This is a genomic window from Geodermatophilus sp. SYSU D00965, assembly GCF_054050075.1.
This window is the reverse complement of the sequence record NZ_JBJGYQ010000005.1, coordinates 1-19,129: the sequence shown is the minus strand read 5'-3', so window position 1 is coordinate 19,129 and position 19,129 is coordinate 1. Positions and strand designations below refer to the sequence as shown.

At 75.6% G+C, this 19,129-nt stretch carries 21 protein-coding genes and 1 pseudogene; 4 read left to right on the top strand and 18 right to left on the bottom strand.

Annotation, left to right across the window (positions count from 1 at the left end; all coding sequences use genetic code 11):
* Positions 1 to 71: 71 nt before the first annotated feature.
* From nuoF to ACI789_RS05915, 8 genes are all read right to left on the bottom strand, one after another.
* On the bottom strand, positions 72 to 1,400 hold the full coding sequence (nuoF, locus tag ACI789_RS05950) for an NADH-quinone oxidoreductase subunit NuoF (RefSeq protein ID WP_457007151.1): 1,329 nt from the start codon (positions 1,398 to 1,400) through the stop codon (positions 72 to 74).
* Between the two features lie 3 nt (positions 1,401 to 1,403).
* Positions 1,404 to 2,420, bottom strand: a complete 1,017-nt coding sequence (gene nuoE, locus ACI789_RS05945; protein ID WP_457007150.1) for an NADH-quinone oxidoreductase subunit NuoE — start codon at positions 2,418 to 2,420, stop codon at positions 1,404 to 1,406.
* Positions 2,417 to 3,736: an NADH-quinone oxidoreductase subunit D gene (locus tag ACI789_RS05940; protein WP_457007149.1), complete on the bottom strand. Its 1,320-nt coding sequence runs from the start codon at positions 3,734 to 3,736 to the stop codon at positions 2,417 to 2,419. The genes nuoE and ACI789_RS05940 overlap by 4 nt, the downstream gene beginning before the upstream one ends.
* The gene (locus ACI789_RS05935) at positions 3,733 to 4,470 is read right to left on the bottom strand and encodes an NADH-quinone oxidoreductase subunit C (RefSeq protein WP_457007148.1); all 738 of its coding nucleotides are present in this window, start codon (positions 4,468 to 4,470) and stop codon (positions 3,733 to 3,735) included. The genes ACI789_RS05940 and ACI789_RS05935 overlap by 4 nt, the downstream gene beginning before the upstream one ends.
* A complete protein-coding gene (locus ACI789_RS05930; protein WP_457007147.1) occupies positions 4,467 to 5,231 on the bottom strand; it encodes a NuoB/complex I 20 kDa subunit family protein in 765 nt (254 codons plus the stop codon). The genes ACI789_RS05935 and ACI789_RS05930 overlap by 4 nt, the downstream gene beginning before the upstream one ends.
* 13 nt (positions 5,232 to 5,244) lie before the next feature.
* On the bottom strand, positions 5,245 to 5,607 hold the full coding sequence (locus ACI789_RS05925) for an NADH-quinone oxidoreductase subunit A (RefSeq protein WP_456916237.1): 363 nt from the start codon (positions 5,605 to 5,607) through the stop codon (positions 5,245 to 5,247).
* A 49-nt stretch (positions 5,608 to 5,656) separates the two neighbouring features.
* The gene (locus ACI789_RS05920) at positions 5,657 to 6,916 is read right to left on the bottom strand and encodes a geranylgeranyl reductase family protein (protein ID WP_457007146.1); all 1,260 of its coding nucleotides are present in this window, start codon (positions 6,914 to 6,916) and stop codon (positions 5,657 to 5,659) included.
* 169 nt (positions 6,917 to 7,085) lie between these two features.
* Positions 7,086 to 7,811 (bottom strand): demethylmenaquinone methyltransferase, encoded by a 726-nt coding sequence (locus ACI789_RS05915; protein WP_457007145.1) that lies wholly within the window; start codon positions 7,809 to 7,811, stop codon positions 7,086 to 7,088.
* Between the two features lie 35 nt (positions 7,812 to 7,846).
* On the opposite strand from ACI789_RS05915, the gene ACI789_RS05910 reads away from it, so the two are divergent.
* Positions 7,847 to 9,112, top strand: coding sequence for an isochorismate synthase (locus ACI789_RS05910; RefSeq protein ID WP_457007144.1), 1,266 nt, complete (start codon positions 7,847 to 7,849; stop codon positions 9,110 to 9,112).
* Here the strand turns inward: ACI789_RS05910 and ACI789_RS05905 are convergent.
* The 4 genes from ACI789_RS05905 to ACI789_RS05890 form a co-directional block, all read right to left on the bottom strand.
* Positions 9,109 to 9,651, bottom strand: coding sequence for a 2,4'-dihydroxyacetophenone dioxygenase family protein (locus tag ACI789_RS05905; RefSeq protein ID WP_456916241.1), 543 nt, complete (start codon positions 9,649 to 9,651; stop codon positions 9,109 to 9,111). The genes ACI789_RS05910 and ACI789_RS05905 overlap by 4 nt on opposite strands.
* Before the next feature lie 174 nt (positions 9,652 to 9,825).
* Positions 9,826 to 10,104, bottom strand: coding sequence for an ANTAR domain-containing protein (locus ACI789_RS05900; RefSeq protein ID WP_457007143.1), 279 nt, complete (start codon positions 10,102 to 10,104; stop codon positions 9,826 to 9,828).
* Positions 10,105 to 10,166: 62 nt separating this feature from the next.
* Positions 10,167 to 11,861: a 2-succinyl-5-enolpyruvyl-6-hydroxy-3-cyclohexene-1-carboxylic-acid synthase gene (menD, locus tag ACI789_RS05895; RefSeq protein ID WP_457007142.1), complete on the bottom strand. Its 1,695-nt coding sequence runs from the start codon at positions 11,859 to 11,861 to the stop codon at positions 10,167 to 10,169.
* Positions 11,858 to 12,802, bottom strand: a complete 945-nt coding sequence (locus tag ACI789_RS05890; RefSeq protein WP_457007141.1) for an o-succinylbenzoate synthase — start codon at positions 12,800 to 12,802, stop codon at positions 11,858 to 11,860. Before ACI789_RS05890 ends, menD begins: the two co-directional genes overlap by 4 nt.
* 87 nt (positions 12,803 to 12,889) lie before the next feature.
* Here ACI789_RS05890 and menE point away from each other — a divergent pair, with 87 nt between their 5' ends.
* Both menE and ACI789_RS05880 read left to right on the top strand, forming a co-directional pair.
* Positions 12,890 to 14,038, top strand: coding sequence for an o-succinylbenzoate--CoA ligase (gene menE / locus ACI789_RS05885; protein ID WP_457007140.1), 1,149 nt, complete (start codon positions 12,890 to 12,892; stop codon positions 14,036 to 14,038).
* A 2-nt stretch (positions 14,039 to 14,040) separates the two neighbouring features.
* A complete protein-coding gene (locus ACI789_RS05880) occupies positions 14,041 to 14,910 on the top strand; it encodes a 1,4-dihydroxy-2-naphthoate polyprenyltransferase (protein ID WP_457007139.1) in 870 nt (289 codons plus the stop codon).
* Here the strand turns inward: ACI789_RS05880 and ACI789_RS05875 are convergent.
* The 3 genes and pseudogenes from ACI789_RS05875 to ACI789_RS05865 all read right to left on the bottom strand — a co-directional run.
* Positions 14,907 to 15,224 carry a DUF4229 domain-containing protein gene (locus ACI789_RS05875; RefSeq protein WP_456916247.1) on the bottom strand — a complete coding sequence of 106 codons (318 nt, stop codon included), beginning with the start codon at positions 15,222 to 15,224 and terminating at the stop codon, positions 14,907 to 14,909. The genes ACI789_RS05880 and ACI789_RS05875 overlap by 4 nt on opposite strands.
* Positions 15,208 to 15,555 carry an Lrp/AsnC family transcriptional regulator gene (locus ACI789_RS05870; protein ID WP_456916248.1) on the bottom strand — a complete coding sequence of 116 codons (348 nt, stop codon included), beginning with the start codon at positions 15,553 to 15,555 and terminating at the stop codon, positions 15,208 to 15,210. The genes ACI789_RS05875 and ACI789_RS05870 overlap by 17 nt, the downstream gene beginning before the upstream one ends.
* Before the next feature lie 18 nt (positions 15,556 to 15,573).
* Positions 15,574 to 15,621, bottom strand: a pseudogene (locus ACI789_RS05865) (hypothetical protein); the annotation flags it as partial.
* 135 nt (positions 15,622 to 15,756) lie between these two features.
* Here ACI789_RS05865 and ACI789_RS05860 point away from each other — a divergent pair.
* Entirely contained in the window at positions 15,757 to 15,981 is a 225-nt protein-coding gene (locus ACI789_RS05860; RefSeq protein ID WP_457007138.1) for a hypothetical protein, read from the top strand.
* Between the two features lie 113 nt (positions 15,982 to 16,094).
* Here ACI789_RS05860 and ACI789_RS05855 read toward each other — a convergent pair whose 3' ends face one another.
* From ACI789_RS05855 to resB, 3 genes are all read right to left on the bottom strand, one after another.
* Positions 16,095 to 16,376 (bottom strand): hypothetical protein, encoded by a 282-nt coding sequence (locus ACI789_RS05855; protein WP_457007137.1) that lies wholly within the window; start codon positions 16,374 to 16,376, stop codon positions 16,095 to 16,097.
* Positions 16,377 to 16,482: 106 nt separating this feature from the next.
* Positions 16,483 to 17,433, bottom strand: a complete 951-nt coding sequence (gene ccsB, locus ACI789_RS05850; RefSeq protein ID WP_457007136.1) for a c-type cytochrome biogenesis protein CcsB — start codon at positions 17,431 to 17,433, stop codon at positions 16,483 to 16,485.
* The gene (gene resB, locus ACI789_RS05845; RefSeq protein ID WP_457007135.1) at positions 17,423 to 18,958 is read right to left on the bottom strand and encodes a cytochrome c biogenesis protein ResB; all 1,536 of its coding nucleotides are present in this window, start codon (positions 18,956 to 18,958) and stop codon (positions 17,423 to 17,425) included. Before resB ends, ccsB begins: the two co-directional genes overlap by 11 nt.
* Between the last annotated feature and the right edge of the window lie 171 nt (positions 18,959 to 19,129).

The window sequence follows — 19,129 nt, the reverse complement described above, 5'->3', positions numbered from 1 at the left end:
GTCCTCCTCGCTGGCGCTCGTCGGACCGGCGCCGTGTCGTGCTGCGCCCGTGCGTGACCTCACGAACTCGGTCACGAGGCCACTCCGACGGGCTCGAGCCGGAGGCTGCGGCCCAGGCGGGCCTGTTCCTCCGGCGGCAGGAGCGCGACGTAGTCGTCGCGGAAGTACTTCAGGGAGCTGGAGATGCAGCTGGTCGCGCCGTCACCGAGGGCGCAGAAGGAGCGGCCCAGGATGTTGTCGCAGGTGTCGGTCAGCAGGTCGAGGTCGGCCGCCGTCCCCCTCCCGTCGACCAGCCGCTGCAGGATCTGGACCAGCCAGTACGTGCCCTCCCGGCAGGGGGTGCACTTGCCGCAGCTCTCGTGCGCGTAGAACTCGGTGAACCGCAGGGTGGCCTCGACGATCGAGTCGGTCTCGTCGAAGACCATCAGCGCGGTGGTGCCCAGCATCGAGCCCGCGGCGGCCACGGAGTCGAAGTCGAGCGGGACGTCGAGGTGCTCGGGGGTGAAGTACGGCGTCGACGAGCCGCCCGGCGTCCAGAACTTCAGCTCGTGGCCCGGGCGGATGCCGCCGGCCATCTCCAGCAGCTCGCGCATCGTCGTCCCCATGGGGGCCTCGTACTGGCCGGGGCGGACGACGCGGCCCGACAGCGAGTAGATCTTGGGGCCGGGCGACTTCTCCGGGCCGAACTCCTTGAACCAGTCCGAGCCGCCGCGGACGACGAACGGCACGCTGGCCAGCGTCTCCACGTTGTTGATCACCGTCGGGGCGCCGTAGAGGCCGGCGACGGCGGGGAACGGCGGCTTGAGGCGCGGCTGGCCCCGGTAGCCCTCGAGCGAGTCGAGCAGCGCGGTCTCCTCGCCGCAGATGTAGGCGCCGGCGCCCGCGTGGACGATGAGCTCCAGGTCGTAGCCCGAGCCCAGGATGTCGGTGCCGAGGTAGCCGGCCTCGTAGGCCTCCTGCACGGCGTTGACCAGCCGGCGGTGGGCGTGCACGGCCTCGCCGCGGACGTAGATGACCGCCATGTGCGAGCGGATGGCGTAGGCCGCGATGACCACGCCCTCGATGAGCGAGTGCGGGTCGGCCATCATCAGCGGGAGGTCCTTGCAGGTGCCCGGCTCCCCCTCGTCGGCGTTGACCACGAGGTACTTGGGCATCGCCGCCGGCCCGGTCGGCGTCTCGCCGGGCTTGGGCTGCGGGATGAAGCTCCACTTCATGCCGGTCGGGAAGCCCGCGCCGCCGCGGCCGCGCAGGCCGGAGTCCTTGACCAGGGCGACCAGCTCGTCGGGGCCCATGTCCAGGGCGGTGCGCAGCGCGGTGTAGCCGTCGAGCCGCTCGTAGGTCGACAGCCGCCAGGACTGCGGCTCGGCCCAGCGCGAGGTGAGGACGGGTGCGAGAGGCACGGGTCAGGCCTCCTTGCTGTCTGTGGGGGTGGTGCCGGTGGCGGGTTCGGCGGCGGGCGGGTTCTCCGTGCCGGCCCGCTGCCGGCCTCGCGGCTGCCCGTACTCGGCGCCCTCGTCGGGGTGGGCCTGCGCGGCACCGGCCCGCTCGGCCGGGGTGTCGGCGGCGGCGACGCGCGCGTCGGCGGCCTCCCTCTCCGGCGTCTCGCCGGTGCGGCCGGAGGGCCGCACGGTCTCGCGGGGCTCGCCGGTGTCGGCCGGCGGCTGCTCCGGCCCGGGCATCGGCGGCGCCGCCTCCCCCCGCTCGGCGGCCAGCCGCAGGCCGGCCAGCGTCGGGCCGATGGCCCCCTCGGCGTCGATCGCGGCCCGCCGGGCCCGCTCGCTGCCGAACTGGTCGAAGCCGGCCAGCTGCCGGGAGATCCCGCGGAAGTCGGTGAGCGGCGCGCCCCGGGTGGGGTGCGGCTTCTCACCGCGCCGCAGGGCCGCGACCAGCGCGCGGGCGCTCTCGACGTCCTGCTGGTCGTAGAACTCGTAGTCGACGGTGACCACGGGGGCGTAGTCGCAGGCGGCCAGGCACTCGGCGTGCTCGAGGGTGACCGAGCCGTCGGGGGCGGTCTCGTCGTGGTGGACGTCGAGGTCGGCGGCGAGCGCGTCGAAGATCCGCTGCCCGCCGAGGACGGCGCACAGCGTGTTCGTGCACACGCTGACCAGGTGCCGGCCGGTGGGACGGCGCTTGTACATCGTGTAGAACGTCGCGACCGCGCCCACCTCGGCCTTGGTCAGCCCGAGCTCCTCGGCGCACAGCGCCACGCCCTCGGGCGAGACGTAGCCCTGGTAGCTCTGCACCAGGTGCAGCATCGGCAGCAGGGCCGAGCGCGGCTGCGGGTAGCGGGCGATGATCTCCCGCGCCTCGAGCCGCGTCTGCTCGGTCAGCGGCGGCAGGTCGGCCGGGGCGGGCTCGACCGGGCTGGAGTCCAGCCCCGTGACCGCCGTCCCCTCCGCACTCCCAGGAAGAGCGCTCATCGATCCACTCCCCCCATCACCGGGTCCAGGGAGGCGATCGCCGCGATGACGTCGGCGATCATGCCGCCCTCGCTCATCGCGGCCGTCGCCTGCAGGTTGACGAAGCTGGGGTCGCGCACGTGGACCCGCCACGGCCGGGTGCCGCCGTCGCTGACCACGTGGTAGCCGAGCTCGCCGCGGGGTGACTCGATCGGCACGTACACCTGCCCGGCCGGCACCCGGAAGCCCTCGGTGACCAGCTTGAAGTGGTGGATCAGGGCCTCCATCGACTGGCCCATGATGTGCTGGACGTGCTCGAGGGAGTTGCCCATGCCGTCGGGGCCGAGGGAGAGCTGCGCGGGCCAGGCGATCTTCTTGTCCTGCACCATCACCGGGCCCGGCTCGAGCCGGTCCAGCGCCTGCTCGATGATCTTCAACGACTCGTTCACCTCGGCCATGCGGACCAGGTAGCGCCCCCACGCGTCGCAGGTGTCGGCGGTCGGCACCTCGAAGTCGTAGGTGTCGTAGCCCAGGTAGGGCTCCACCTTGCGCAGGTCCCACGGCAGACCGGTGGCCCGCAGCACCGGGCCGGTGACGCCGAGCGCGACGCAGCCGGTGACGTCGAGGTACCCGGCGTCCTTGAGCCGGCGCTGCCAGATCGGCTGGCCGGTGAGCAGCTTGTGGAAGTCGGCCACCCGGGCGGGCATGACGTCGAGGAACTCCCGGATGTGCTCGACCGCGCCCTCCGGGAGGTCCTGCGCGAGGCCTCCGGGGCGGACGTAGGCGTGGTTCATCCGCAGCCCGGTGATCTCCTCGAGCAGGTCGAGGACCAGCTCCCGCTCCCGGAAGCCGTTGGTCATCCCGGTGAGCGCGCCCATCTCCATGCCGAAGGTGGCCAGCGCGACCAGGTGCGAGGCGATGCGGTTGAGCTCCATCACCAGCACGCGGATGGTCTGCGCCCGCTGCGGCACCTCGATGCCGAGCAGCTTCTCGACGGCCATGGAGTAGCCGGTCTCGTTGAACAGCGGGGACAGGTAGTCCATCCGCGTCACGAAGGTCGTGCCCTGCGTCCAGGTGCGGTACTCGGTGTTCTTCTCGATGCCGGTGTGCAGGTAGCCGATGACCACCCGCGCCTTGGTGACCGTCTCGCCCTCGAGGTCGAGCACCAGGCGCAGGACGCCGTGGGTGGACGGGTGCTGCGGCCCCATGTTGACGACGAGCCGCTCCTCGCCGTAGGCCTCGGTGCCGAGCGTCTGGTCCCAGTCCCCGCCGGTGACGGTGTAGACGCGCCCCTCGGTGGTCTCGTACGAGCCGGCGTACGGATCGGTCGTCGTCATCGGTAGCTCCGCCGGGTGTCGGGGGGCGGGATGGTCGCGTCGTGGTACTCGACCGGGACCCCGCCGAGCGGGTAGTCCTTGCGCTGGGGGTGGCCGTCCCAGTCGTCGGGCATGAGGATCCGGGTCAGCGCCGGGTGGCCGTCGAAGACGACGCCGAACATGTCCCAGGTCTCCCGCTCGTGCCAGTCCGCCGTCGGGTAGACCGGCACGACCGACGGGACGTGCGGGTCCTCGGCGGTCACCGCGACCTCCAGCCGGATGCGCCGGCGGTAGGTCATCGAGGTCAGGTGGTAGACGACGTGCAGCCGTGGCCGTCCCGGGGCGACCGCCGGGCCGCCGCTGTCGAGGTAGTCGACCCCGGAGACGCTGCTGCACAGCTCGAAGCGCAGGGCCTCGTCGTCCCGCAGCGCCCGCACCAGCGTCAGGAGGTGCTCGCGGGCGACGAAGTAGGTGATCTCCCCGCGGTCGACGAGCACCCGCTGCACCGCGGCGTCGTAGGTCTCCTGGCCGACGGCCTCGATGAGCGCGTCGGTGACCTCGTCGAACCAGCCCCCGTAGGGGCGGTCCGTCGAGTGGAGCGCGACCGCCCCACCGGGCTCGACGCGGACCAGGCCGCCGAACCCGGAGGTGTCCCCGCTCCCGGAGACGCCGAACGCGCCCTTGCGGAAGCCACCCGAGGGAGCCACCGCGCCCTGGCCGGCGTCCGTGCCGCTGCGGTCGCCCGGGCCGGTCACCGTGACACCTGCTCGACTCCGGCCTCGTTCCGCTCCTCGGTCGCTGGCGCTCCCTGCGATGCTCGCTCGGCCGTCGTCGTCGCGATCCCGCTCCTGACGTAGGGCTCGGGCAGCAGCACGGCGTTGCCCCCGCGCTGCTCGATGGCGAACTGGCCGGTGCGCCGCTCGGCCGCGGCGCGCTCGTAGGCCGCCCGCGCCGCCTTGTCCACCCGCACCGTCGAGGGCATCTCGACGTGCAGGTCCTTCGCCCGCCCCTCGGCCCGCGCCTGCTCCAGCTCACGAGCCCGCTTCGCCCCGAGCGGCTCGTTCATGATCTTGTGGTGCAGCTTGAGGATCGCGTCGGTGAGCATCTCCGGCCGCGGCGGGCAGCCGGGCAGGTACATGTCCACCGGGACGATGTGGTCGACGCCCTGCACGATCGCGTAGTTGTTGAACATCCCGCCGGAGCTGGCGCAGACGCCCATCGCCAGCACCCAGCGGGGCTCGGGCATCTGGTCGTAGATCTGCCGCAGGACCGGCGCCATCTTCTGGCTCACCCGGCCGGCCACGATCATCAGGTCGGCCTGGCGCGGCGAGGCCCGGAAGACCTCCATGCCGAAGCGGGCCAGGTCGTAGCGGCCGGCGCCGGTGGCCATCATCTCGATCGCGCAGCAGGCCAGGCCGAAGGTGGCCGGCCACAGCGAGGACTTGCGGGTCCAGTTGACCAGCTTCTCCACCGTCGTCAGCAGCACGCCGCTCGGCAGCTTCTCCTCGAGTCCCATGGATCGGCTCCCGTCAGTCCCAGTCCAGCCCGCCGCGACGCCACACGTAGGCGTACGCGATGAACACGGTGGCGATGAACACGACCATCTCGACCAGCCCGAAGACGCCGAGCGCGTCGTTGGCGACCGCCCACGGGTAGAGGAAGACGATCTCGATGTCGAAGACGATGAAGAGCATCGCGACGAGGTAGTACTTCACCGGGAAGCGGCCGCCGGTCAGGGGCTGGTCCACCGGCTCGATGCCGCACTCGTAGGCGTCGAGCTTGGCCCGGTTGTAGCGGCGCGGGCCCACGTAGGGCGCGACCGTCACGGAGAACAGCGCGAACGCCGCGCCCAGGGCGAACAGCCCGACGATCGGGACGTAGGTCGACAGCATCAGCAGCGCCCTCCGGCGAGGGGTTCCTGGGGTGGTCCGGCGCGCACGGTCAGACCGCCGGAGCCAGTCGGGTGAGCACGGAGACGACGCGATCGAACCGGTCGCCGTCCCGGCCGTCGGAGAGGTTGCCCATGAGCCGGAGCGCCGCGTCGACCATCGCGGGCCGCTTGAGGCCGTGCGCGGTGGCGAAGCGGACCAGCCCGGGCCGGTCGAGCAGCGCGAGGAAGGCCGTGCCCAGCCGGTGGTGGCGGCCGTAGTCCTCGCGCAGCCGGGCCGGGTAGGACCGCAGCGCCGCCTCCCGTGCGAGCCCCTCGGGGCGGGCGAGGGCCTCGATCGCCGCCTCCGCGGCCATCCGCCCGGTCTCCAGCGCGTAGCTGATGCCCTCGCCGTTGAACGGGTTGACCGTGCCGGCGGCGTCCCCGGCCAGCAGCAGCCCCCGCGTGTAGGCCGGGCGGCGGTGCAGCGCCATGGGCAGGCCGGCGCCGCGCAGCGGGGTGACCGCGTGCTCGTCGCCGAACTGCCACTCCGCCGGCAGGGTCGCCAGCCACTCGCGCAGCACCGCGCGCGGCTCCGCGCCGGTGCCCCGGCGCCGGTCGAGCAGGCCGAACCCGACGTTGCTGGTGCCGTCGCCCATGCCGAACGCCCAGCCGTAGCCGGGCATGGAGTCCGCACTGGGGCCGGAGGGGGACAGGTCGAAGGAGATGTCGAGGTAGTCGTCGTGGGTGCGCGGGGAGCGGACGTACCGGCGGACGGCGACCCCGAGCGGCCGGTCCTCGCGGCGGACCAGGCCCAGCGCCTTGCCCAGCCGGCCGGAGAGCCCCTCGGCGGAGACGACCAGCGCCGCCGTCCAGCGGGCGGGCGTGCGGTCGGGCCCCTCCTCGGCGTGCACCCCCGCCACCCGCCCGGCGTCGTCGAGCAGCGGGCCGGTGACCGTCACGCCCTCCACCACCCGGGCGCCGGCGGCTTGCGCGTGCGCGGCCAGCCCGGCGTCGAGGTCGCGGCGGTTGCGGACCAGGCTGTACGACGGCCACGAGGCCAGCCGCGGCCAGTCCACCTCCACGACCCGGCCACCACCGGTGACCCGCAGCCCCTTGTGCCGCACCCAGCCGGCGGTGTCGACGCCCATGTCGGCCAGCGCCTTCACCCCTCGCGGCGTGAGCCCGTCGCCGCAGACCTTCTCCCGCGGGAACCGGGCCTTCTCCAGCACGACGACGTCCAGGCCCGCCCGCGCGAGGTGCCACGCGGCCGAGGACCCCGCGGGGCCGGCACCGACGACGAGCACGTCGGCCCGCCGGTCGCCGTCGTCCACCTCGGCCCCCTCGCGTCGAGTCCGTGTGACTTTGTGAAATGCTTCACAAAGTCCGTCGTCCCTACCTTATGCCGGGGTGTGACCTTGGTGACAAGTGGGCTTCCGTGAACCGCACGTCACGGTTCCGTCTCGGCCGGCGCGCGACGAGGCCGACCTGCGCACCTCGGCGTCAGCTCCGCGGCTTGCGGCCCCGGTGCAGGGCGACGACGCCGCCGGTGAGGTCGCGCCAGGAGACGTCGTCCCAGCCCGCCGCCTGCAGCCGGGCGGCCAGCGCAGGCTGATCGGGCCAGGCCCGGATCGACTCGGCCAGGTAGACGTAGGCGTCCGGGTTGCTGCTGACCGCGCGGGCGATCCGCGGCAGGGCGCGCATGAGGTACTCGGTGTAGAGCGTGCGGAACGGCCGCCAGGTGGGGCTGGAGAACTCGCAGACCACGAGGGTCCCGCCCGGCCGGGTCACCCGGGCGAACTCCCGCAGCGCCGCATCGGGGTCGGCGACGTTGCGCAGGCCGAAGGAGATGACCACGCCGTCCACGCTCTCGTCGGCCAGCGGCAGTGCCATGGCGTCGCCGGCCACCTTGGGCACCGCGCGGGCCGCGCCGGCGCGGAGCATGCCCTGGGAGAAGTCGCAGGCGATGGCGCGCACGCCCCCGCCGGCCAGCTCCACCGTGGAGACCGCGGTCCCCGCGGCGACGTCGAGCACCGTCTGCCCCGGGCGGGCACCCAGGGCCTCGCGCGTCGCGCGGCGCCAGGCCGCGTCCCGGCCTCCGGAGAGCACCGTGTTGGTCAGGTCGTAGCGCCGCGCGACCCGGTCGAACATGGCCGCGACGTCGGCCGGCTGCTTGTCCAGACCGGCCCGCATCCCCGCGGTGTGTGCGCTCTCTCGCCGGTCTCCCACGGCGGCGACGCTACCGGGCTGCCTACGCTGGGTCCGTGACCGCGGCAGCCGTGACCAGCACCGAGGCGGTCACCGCTGTCGTCACCACCACCCCGCTCCCCGACCCGCCCGCGCTGCTGGACCTCCTGCCGGGCGCCGGCGCCCTGTCCTGGGTGCGCCGCGGGGAGGGCCTGGTCGGCTGGGGCGAGGCCGCGCGGCTGGAGGTCTCCGGCCCGTCCGCGCTGGCCGAGGCCGCCGAGTGGTGGGCGGAGCACAGCGCGGGCCTCGACGTCGACGACCCGCTCGGCGTCCCCGGCTCGGGGCCGGTCGTCTTCGCCAGCATCGCCTTCGACCCGGCCGCCGGGACGTCGGTCTTCGTCGTCCCGGAGGTCGTCGTGGGACGGCGGGACGGCGTGGCGTGGGTGACCACCACCGGCGACGTCGCCCTCGACGCGCCGGCCGCCACGGCCGAGCCGGCACCGCTGGGGCGGCTGCGCTACGCCGACGGCGCCATGGACCCCGCCTCCTGGTGCGCGACCGTGGCCGCCGCGGTGGAGCGGATCGCCGCCGGGGCGCTGGCCAAGGTGGTGCTCGCCCGTGACCTGCTGGTCACCGCCGACGCGCCGCTGGACCCGCGGGCCCTGCTGGCCCGGCTGGCCGCCCGCTTCCCCGACTGCTGGACCTTCGCCGTCGACGGGCTGCTGGGCGCCACCCCCGAGCTGCTGCTGCGCCGGACCGGCCGGGAGCTCTCCTCGCGCGTGCTGGCCGGGACGGCGCCGCGTGGAGCGGGCGCCGAGGACGAGCGGCTGGCCGCCGCCCTGCTCGGCTCGGCCAAGGACCGCGCCGAGCACGCGCTGGCCGTGGAGTCGCTGGTGCGCGCCCTGGAGCCGTACTGCTCGACCCTCACCGCGCCCGAGGAGCCGGAGCTGCTCACGCTGGCCAACGTGCGCCACCTGGCCACCGACGTCGCCGGCGTCCAGCGGCGCACCGGCGCGCGCGGCGCCGCCGGCCTGCTGGAGCTCGTCGGCGCGGTGCACCCCACCGCCGCCGTGTGCGGCACGCCCACGGCGGCGGCCGCCGGGGTGATCGGCGAGCTGGAGGGCATGGACCGCGGCCGCTACGCCGGACCGGTGGGCTGGCTCGACGCCCGCGGGGACGGCGAGTTCGGCCTGGCCCTGCGCTGCGCGCAACTGTGCGACGACGACCCCGCGGCCGCACGGCTGTTCGCCGGCTGCGGCATCGTCGCCGGCTCCGACCCGGCCGCCGAGCTGGCCGAGACCCAGGCGAAGTTCGCCGCGTTCCAGGCCGCGCTCGAGAGCTAGCGCAGCAGCTTCTCCACGGCGGCCGCGCCCAGGCCGACCTTCTCGTAGTGGTCGCGGGCGAGCTCCAGGTAGTCGTACGCGTCGAAGGTGCCCTCGGGCTCGCCGTTCTCGTCCAGCCAGATCAGCGGGCCGGTGACGTTGAAGTGCACCCGCATCGGCTCGTCCGACTCGTGCGCGACCAGGGTGTGCGCCTCCCCTGGCGTCTCGTAGACGAACGTGCCGCGGGTGGCGACCCAGTCGTGCTCGAGGTAGCTCCACTTGCCCGAGAGCGTGTACCCGAAGACCTGGTGCGGGTGGTAGTGCCGGTTCACCAGGCCGGCCTGCTTGGCCATGAGGACGTCGGCCCAGCGGTTCTGCGTCAGGGAGATCCACAGCGGCCGCGACCCCACCGTCTCCGACAGCGGGACGAAGTACCGCTCGTCGTCGTCCAGGGTGTCGGGCAGGAAGACCTCGGGGGCGGCGTCCTTGCGGAAGACGTTCTCCAGGGGCTTGATGTCCCGCCAGAACTCGCGGCCGGCTTCGGGTTCGGGAGTGACCATCGCAGGCTCCTCTACCGGTGTGCTGGGGATCCCAGCCTGCTCCGCCGCCGGTCCTCCTGCCATCCGACACGGGGCGGCCCGGCAGCCCTCGTGCTGGACTGCCGGGCCTGGGTGCGCCGGAGCTGCCGGCCGCCCCGGGCACCGTCCGCTGCCTCTGCCCCGACGATCACCGGCTCAACCGGCACTCGGGACCGTTCTGGTACGGGTGAGCTCGTCGGCGATGTCGACGAGCCTGCGGTTGGTCTGCTGGGAGACCCGGGCCAGCACCGGGAAGGCCTGGTCGGCGTTGAGCTCGTAGCGCTCCATGAGGATGCCCTTGGCCTGCCCGATGACGTCCCGGCTGGTGATCGCCCGCTGGAGGTGCTCCTCGTTCCGGGCGCCGGCCAGCGCCACGGCGGCGTGTGCGGCGAGGACCAGGCCGGCGTCTCGGCGGGGCTCGTCGCGCTCGGCCACGCGAGCACGGTAGCCCCGAGCCCGCACCTCTCACCCCGTCCCGGAACCGGCCCGTTCCCCGGTCACGGTGCCGCGAGCGCCTCCGCCGCGGCGGTCCTCAGCGCCGCCGCCAGCTGCGCCTCGGCCCGCTGGTCGGTCCGCACGCCGACCACCCGCGGCCCGCCGGTCGCCAGGACCCCGGCCAGCTGCGCCGGGCCGTCCACCGCGGTCGCCGGCCACCCGAGCGCCTCGGCCACGGCGACCAGGTCGCGGCCGTGCGGGGTGCCGAACACCCGCCGGTACCCGGCCTCGTAGCGCGACTGCCCGGGCTCGAGCTGGGCGAAGATGCCGCCGCCGTCGTTGTCGGGGACGACGAGGGTGAGGTCGGGCAGCGCCTCGCCGTCGCCCGGGAGCAGGCCCTGCAGGTCGTGCAGGAAGGTGAGGTCGCCCAGCAGCGCCACCGCGGGGCCCCCGCCGGCCCGCTGGTGGGCGAGCGCGGCGCCGACGGCGGTCGAGACGGTGCCGTCGATGCCGGCGACCCCGCGGTTGGCCAGCACGGTGATCCCGCCGCGCGGCACGGCGAGCCGGTCGACGTCGCGCACGGGGGTCGACGAGCCGAGGACCAGCAGGGCGCCGTCGGGCAGGCCGGCCACCAGGTCGCGGGCCAGCCGTCCGGCCGGCAGTCCCGGGACGGCGTCGAGCAACCCGTCGACCGCCGTCCCCACCCGGTGGGCCGCCGCGCACCAGACGTCCCGCCAGGCGGGGTCGGCCGCCGGGCTCCCGGAGGGCAGCGCGCCCACGGCCGCCGTCGAGCGGCCCGCGTCGGCCCAGCGCGGCGCGGCCGCGACGGTCTCCACGCGTACGGCGGGGTCGGCGAGCAGCGCCGACACCGGCCGGGACAGGGTCGGCCGGCCCACCACCAGCACCCGCTCGGGGCGGTGCGCGGCCAGCCAGGCGGGCGTGCCCAGCAGCAGCGCGCCTCCGCGCACCGACCCCGCCCACGCCCCGCTGGAGGGCTCGGCCACGACCGGCCAGTTGCGGTCCGCGGCCAGCTCGGCCGCGGCCCGGCCCAGGGCCGGGGGCGCGTCGCCGACGACCACGAGGGTGCGCGCCGGGCCGTCGTCGGCCGACGGCGGGACCCGCGGGACGGCGCCGTCGGTCCACGGCGCGCCGCCGGGGCGGCCGGCCCACGGACCGTCGAGCTGGGCCGGTGCCGGGTCGTCGGGCAGCAGCGGCTCGCGGAATGGCAGGTTGAGGTGCACCGGGCCGGGGTCGGCCGACAGCGCACCGCGGGCGGTGAGCAGGGCCTTGGCGACCAGCGAGCGCCAGTAGCGGTTCTGCGGGGCCTCCCGGCCGGCCTCGGGCACGCCCACGTCGACCGCGGCGCGCACCGCCCGGCCGTAGAGCCCCGTCTGGGCGATGGTCTGGTTGGCGCCGGTGTCGCGCAGCTCCGGCGGGCGGTCGGCGGTGAGCGCCAGCAGCGGCACGCCCGCGGCGTCGGCCTCGAGGACCGCGGCGTGCAGGTGCGCGGTCGCCGTCCCGGAGGTGGTGAGCACCGGCACCGGGCGGCCGGAGGCCTTCGCCAGGCCGAGGGCGAGGAAGGCCGCCGTCCGCTCGTCGATGCGCACGTGCAGGACCAGCCGGCCGGCCCGCTCGGCCTCGAACAGCGCCAGCGCGACCGGCGCGGACCGGGAGCCGGGTGCGAGCACCGCGTCGGTGACGCCGCCCCGCACCAGCTCGTCGACCAGGACCCGGGCGAATGCGGTGGAGGGGTTCACGCGGCCACCGCGGCCAGCCGCGCCCGCCACCGCTGCTCCGTGCCGGCGTCGGCGGCGATCTCGGCCAGCCGGTCGGGGACCACGCCGCGCACCGGCAGCGCGCCGTCGACCGGCAGCAGCGGCTCGCGGGTGACGTCGCCGGTGAACAGGGCCACCGTGGCCAGCCCGCAGGCGAAGGGCAGCTCCGGCAGCGCCGCGGCCAGCGCGACCCCGGCGGCGATGCCGACCGAGGACTCCAGCGCCGAGGAGACCACGCACGGCAGGCCGTGCGCCTCGGCCACGCGCAGCGCCGCCCGCACGCCGCCGAGCGGCTGCACCTTGAGGACGACGACGTCGCAGGCCGCGCGCAGGTCCACCCGCAGCGGGTCGGCCGACCGGCGGACCACCTCGTCGGCGGCGACCCGCACGTCGATCCGACGGCGCAGGGTGGCGAGCTCGGCGAGCGTGGCGCAGGGCTGCTCGACGTACTCGAGCCCGACCCGGTCCAGCTCGCGGATGCGGGCCGCCGCGGTGTCGACGTCCCACGCGGCGTTGGCATCGACCCGGATCGCGCCGGCGGGGCCCAGCGCGTCGCGGACCGCCTCGACGCGGGCGAGGTCGTCGGCCGGCGTCTGTCCGGGCTCGGCCACCTTCACCTTGGCGGTGCGGCACCCGGACCCCGACACGATCGCGTGCGCCCGCTCGGCGTCGACCGCCGGCACGGTCACGTTGACCGGGACGGCGTCCCGCACCGGCGCGGGCCAGCCCTCGCAGGCCGCCTCCACGGCCGCGGCCCACCAGCGGCGGCTCTCCGCGACGTCGTAGTCCCAGAACGGCGAGAACTCGCCCCACCCGGCCGGGCCGCGCACCAGCACGCCGTCCCGGACGTCGATGCCGCGGAACCGGGTGCGCATCGGCACCGACCAGACGTGCACGGCGTCGATCCCCGCCGCGTCCGTCACACGAGCAGCCTAATCCGGCCCTCCTGCAGGGCCCCGCCGCGAGCCTGCGAGTGGCGGGGGGCAGGGGGGTCCTTACCCTCGGGACCCGTGTCCCGGCAGCTGACCCTCCTCCCCGCGCCGGCCGACCCCTTCGACCTGCTGCCCCCGCTGCGCGCCGCCCTCGACGGGACCGCGCCCCTGGCCGTGCTGCCCGCGGGACCCGCGGCGGCCGTGGCGGCCGCCCGCGCGGTGCTCCGCCCCGAGGAGCCGCTCGAGCCCGGCGCCGACCTCGTCGTCGTCACCTCCGGCTCGACCGGCGGCGGCCGCGGCGTGCTGCTGCCGGCCACCGCGGTGCGCGCCTCCGGGGAGGCCACGCTGGCCAGCCTCGGCGGCCCCGGCGCCTGGCTGCTGGCGCTGCCGGTGTCGGCGATCGCGGGGCTGCAGGTGCTCGCCCGGTCGATCCTCGCCGGCACCCGGCCCACCGTGCCGGCCCGGGGCGAGCGGCTCGCCGACGCCCTCGCCCGCATGCCCGGCGGACGGCGCTACACCGCCCTCGTGCCCACCCAGCTGCGCCGGTACCTCGACGCCGAGCCCGACGCGCTGCGGGCGTTCGACGCGGTGCTGGTCGGCGGGGCGGCCACCGACCCGGCCCTGCTCGGGCGGGCGCGTCAGGCGGGCGTCGCCGTCACCACCACCTACGGCATGACCGAGACGGCCGGCGGCTGCGTGTACGACGGCGACCCGCTGGCCGGCGTCGGCGTGCGGGTGGGCGAGGGTGGTGTCGAGCTCTCCGGTCCGGTGCTCGCGCTCGGATACCGGCTCGACCCCGAGGGCACCGCGGCTGCGTTCGCCGACGGCTGGTTCCGCACCCGCGACGCCGGGACGCTCGGCGCCGACGGCCGGCTCACCGTGCACGGCCGGCTCGACGACGTGGTGGTCACCGGCGGGGTCAACGTGGCACCGCAGGCGGTGGAGGGGGTGCTGCGCGAGCACCCGGACGTCGCCGACGCGGTGGTGTTCGGCCGGCCGGACCCCGAGTGGGGGCAGCGGGTGGTCGCCGTCGTCGTCCCGGCTCACGGCGCCGAGCCCGACCTGGCCACGCTGCGACCGTGGGTGGCCGAGCGGCTGGGCGGCCCCGCCGCCCCCCGGGAGCTGCACCGGATCGCCGCCGTGCCGACCCTGCACACCGGCAAGCCCGACCGCCGCGGCCTGGCCGCTCACCTCACCGTCGCCGCGGTGACCGACGGGAGGCACTGACCATGGCCACCCCCGCGCAGTGGCTGGCCGGCGCCCGCCCGCGCACGCTGCCCGCCGCGGTCGCGCCGGTGCTCGTCGGCACCGGCGCCGCCGCCGCCCTCGACGGCTTCCGCCTCGGCCCGGCGCTGCTGGCGATGGTCGTCGCGCTGGCCCTGCAGGTGGCGGTCAACTACGCCAACGACTACTCCGACGGCACCCGCGGCACCGACGCGGCGCGGGTCGGTCCCATGCGGCTGGTCGGCTCGGGCGCGGCCACGCCCCGCCAGGTGCTCCTGGCGGCGGTGCTGTCCTTCGCCGTCGCCGGGGTCGCCGGGCTGGTGCTGGCGGCGCTGTCGAGCTGGTGGCTGGTCGCCGTCGGCGCGGTCTGCATCGCCGCCGCCTGGACCTACACCGGCGGCCCGCTGCCCTACGGCTACCGCGCGCTGGGCGAGGTGTTCGTCTTCGTCTTCTTCGGCCTGGTCGCCGTCGTCGGGACGACGTTCGTGCAGACCCGCACCATCGAGGGGCTCGCGGTGGCCGCCTCCGTGCCGATCGGGCTGCTCATCGTGGCCCTGCTCGTGGTGAACAACCTGCGCGACATCGAGGGCGACGCCGCCGTCGGCAAGCGCACGCTGGCGGTGCTGCTGGGCGACCGGGGCACCCGCGTGCTGTTCACCGCGCTGGTGGTCGTCGCCTTCGCGGTGGTCGTCGGCATCGGCGTCGTCCGGCCCTGGGCGTTGCTGGCCCTGCTCGCCGTCCCCCTGGCCGTGCCGCCGGTGCGGACCGTGCTCTCCGGCGGGCGCGGGCGGGTGCTCATCGGCGCGCTGCAGGGCACCGGGCAGCTCACGCTCGCCACCGGCGTCCTGCTCGGCGCGGGACTGGCCCTCAGCTAGGCGCCGTCGCCGGTCAGCCGGGCGGTGATGTCCTGCTTGGCCTGCTTGCGGGCGACGCTGCGGGCGGCCAGCGCCTCGGTCAGCCGCTCGCGGGAGGGTCGCAGCAGCAGGTAGGAGACGGGCATCGACAGCAGCAGGCCGAAGAGGGCGCCCGACCAGAAGTCCAGGCCGAGCCACCACAGCAGCAGCACCAGCGCGGCGGCGATGGCGAACCGGCCCACGGTGTAGATCACCAGCCACGGGGCGATCCGCGGCCGCGCCGCCGGCCCTCCGGTCGGCGCCTGCGGCACCGTCGGTTCAGCGCTCTCGGCCATGGCGGCCCTCCCACTTGGTACTCAGCACGACCGTCGTCCGGGTGCGTGCGACGCCTCTGATCCTGTTCAACGCGCTGATGGCCGCCTCCAGTGCCGGGATGTCGGTCACCCGCACCTTGAGGACGTAGCCCTCCGCGCCGGCGACCCGCCAGCAGTCCTCGACCTCCGGCATCGCGCGCAGCGCCTCCTCGATGCCGGTGTCGTCGACCGAGTCGCTCTCGATGACGCTCACCAGCGCGGTGACGTCGAGCCCGAGCGCGGTGGGGTCGACGATCGCCTCGTAGCCGAGGACGACGCCCGCCGCCTCGAGCTTGCCCACGCGCTCGTGCACCGCCGGGGAGGACAGCCCCACCTGCCGCGCCAGTTCGGCGTAGCTCGCCCGCCCGTTCGCGCGCAGCAGGTCGATCAGCTGCCGGTCGACGGCGTCGATGGCCCTCTCCCCTCACCCCTCGGCTGCCTGCCGCGGTCGAGTATCGCCGCGCACGTACTGTGGAGTGCACTCGGGCTCGACGGGCGAGGGGGAACGGGCGCCATGGTCTTCCTGGTGGTTCTGGTGGTGGCGGTCGCCGTGGTGGTGCTGGTCATGCGCGCCGCCGCGGCTGCGGGCGGTCCCGGCGGGGGCGGTGGCGTGCGCCCCGCGCGCCGGCCGCGTCCCCGGCCGCAGCGCAACGTGCGCCCGGTCGCCCCGGACGACGACCCCGAGTTCCTGCGCGAGCTGGAGCGCCGCACCCGGCGGGACGACGGCTCCCCCGCCTGACGGCCCCCTGCAGGGTCCCACCTGAGCGTGCGCGCAGTCGACCGGCCCCGTCTCGGGTCCCGCCCTGAGCTTGCGAAGGGTGGGGAGGACGGGGTCCTTCTCGGGGTCCTTCCTCAGGCCGCGCGGGAGCCGAACAACCGGCGCCAGCCGCGGGGCCGCGCCGGCGCGGCGGGCGCCTGCTGGGGCGACTGCTCGGTCATGCCGCCCGGCCAGCCCGTGGGGTTGCCGCTGGCCGGCTGCTCGTCCACCCGCGCCGGCCAGCCGACGTTGCTGTGCGTGCCCTCGGCGCGCAGGTCCCCGTGCCGCCCCGGGGGCAGCCCCGCCGCCCGCCGGGCCAGCGCCGCGGCGACGACGGGGTGGACCGCGGCGCCGTCGGCGGCCGCGTGCCTACCCACGGCGGACCGCCCGGTATCGCGTCATGCGCGCATGGAAGCACGCGCGGTGCCCCGCGTCACGTCGTTCGGCCCCGGAACGCCGGGCGTGTCCCCCCGACGGAGGGGCTCAGCTGACCCCGGCGTAGCTGTGCAGGCCGGTGGACACCATGTTCACGTAGAGCAGGTTGAACACCATCACGACCAGGCCGACGACGTTGACCCACGCCGCCGGGCGGCCCCGCCAGCCGGCCGTCGTCCGGGCGTGCAGGTAGCCGGCGTAGACGACCCAGGCGATGAACGCCCAGGTCTCCTTCGGGTCCCAGCCCCAGAACCGGCCCCAGGCGCTCTCGGCCCAGATGGCGCCGGCGATGACCGCGAACGTCCAGACCGGGAACCCGAAGACGATGGTGCGGTGGGCGACCCGGTCCAGCGTCGCCGCGGCGGGCAGCTTGGCCAGCACCGAGGTCCCGCCGGCCTCCCCGCGGGCGTCGTACCGGACGCGCAGCAGGTACAGCACGCTGGCGATCCCGCTGACGAAGAAGACCCCGAAACCGATGATCGCCGTGGTGACGTGCACCGCGAGCCAGCTCGACCGCAGCGCGGCGACCAGCGGCCCGGCCTCGGCGTAGAGGAACAGCCCGATCGCGACGAGCGCGAGCACCGCCGGGGCGAGCACGAAGGCGCCCATGCTGCGCACGCCGGGCACGCGCGCCGCGAGCACCAGGAAGGCCACCACCCCGATGAGCACGACGGCGGTGGCGAACTCGTACATGTTGCCCCAGGGCAGCCGCCCGGCAGCCGTCCCACGGGTGACGAGGACGGCGGCGTGCACGACCACGCCGACCACGGTGAGCCCGAGGCCGACCAGGCCCCAGCGGGCGCTGCGCGGCCGGACGGCGGGCGCGTCGCCGGCCGCACCTGCCTCGCTCGCCCCGACGCCGGCCGCGACCAGCTCGCGCGCCGGCCGGCGGCCGAAGGCCAGCTGGGCGGAGAAGGCGACGACCGCCACCGAGTAGATCGCGACGGTGATCGAGAACAGGGTGTCCGACAGCTCGGCCAGCGACTGGTCAACGGGCACTCGGGGAGCCTCCGGTTCCGGTGCGGACCCCGCCGGACGACGGGGCAGGGGTGGTGCGGGCACGCTCGTCGAGCGCGGCCTCCAGCCGGCCGGTCAGCTCGGCGAACCGGGTGGCGCTCTCGCCGCCGCCCCTGGTCAGGGCGCCGACCGTCAGCACGGTACCGCCGCCGTCGGGGGCGAGGCCGACGCGGGCGAAGAACCGCTCGCGGCGCAGGAGCAGCAGGGCCAGCAGGCCGCCCAGCAGGCTGACCGCGGCGCCGAGCACCCACACCTGGCCGGGGTCGTGGGAGAACTGCATCGCCGCGAACTGGGAGACGCCGTCGAAGGTGATCGCCGTCCCGTCGGGCAGGGTCAGGGTCTCCCCCACCGCGAGGTTGGCGCGGCCGACCTCGGTCAGCCGGCCGCGGTCGATCTGGCTCTGGTCGAGCGAGTAGACCGACTGCGGGAGGCCGGAGTCCAGGCCCAGGTAGCCCTGGTAGGCCAGGATCGCCACCTGCGGGTCGAGCGGGCGCGGGTCGACCGAGGTCAGGATGCCGCCCTGGGTCACGCCGGTCGGGGCGAAGAAGCCCTGGATGGCCAGCTGGTCGTCGACGCCGGCGCCGAGGTCGGGCAGCTTCAGCGCGCCCTCGCTGGCCAGCGTCGACTGGTCGGTCGGGAGGAAGGGGGCCGACACCCCGTCGAAGACCCGGCCGTCGGGCAGCGTGACGGTGAACCGCGGGCTGTAGCCGTGGCCGGTGACGTAGACGCGGTCGCCGTCGACCCGCAGCGGGTCGTTGACGCCGATCGTCGTCGGCCGGCCCTGCTCGCCGGGGGCACCGTAGGTGATGTCCGCGGTGTAGGAGGCCGCGGTCAGGTTCTCCTCGTACTCGGCGCGGAAGTCCTCGAGGTCGACGCACAGCGGCGTCAGGTCGGCGCCCTCCACCAGCGGGCCGGCGGAGTAGGTGTCGTACTGCTGGAAGCTGTTGCAGAACCCCTGGCCCTCGGTGACCAGGATGCTCCCCTCGTACCCCCACAGCTTGCCGCCGGCCAGGCCGAGCAGCAGGGCCACCAGGGAGAGGTGGAACAGGATGTTCCCCGACTCCTTCCAGAACCCCTTCTCGGCGGAGAGCTCGTCCCCGGCCGCGGAGGAGCGCCGGACCACGCGGAAGCGCCGCACCCGCAGCTCCTCCTCGACCACGTCGAGGGCGGCCGGCCCGGCGAGCGGCGTGGCGAGCTCGGCGGAGTCGGGCAGCCGCAGCAGCCGGCGGGGGGCCGCCGGCGGTGCCGCCCGCAGCGCGCGGACGTGCTCGACCAGCCGGGGGACGACGCAGCCGATCAGCGAGACGAACAGCAGCAGGTAGACCGCGGCGAACCACGGCGAGCTGAAGACGTCGAAGGCGTACAGCCGGTCCAGCCACGGGGCGAGGGTCGGGTGATCGGCGAAGTACTGCCGCACGTTGTTCTGGTTGAGCGAGCGCTGGGGCAGCAGCGACCCGGGGATGGCGGCCAGCGCGAGCAGGAACAGCAGGATGATCGCCGTCCGCATGGCGGTCAGCCGGCGCCACCAGCGCAGCCACAGGTTCAGCGCGCGCCGACCGAGCGAGGGGCGGGCAGGCGGCTGCGGCGGGGGGGGGGGGGGGGGGGGGGGGGGGGGGGGGGGGGGGGGGGGGGGGGGCGGGGGCTGGGCGGCCCCGCGGGACGAGCTCCGCGCGCCCCC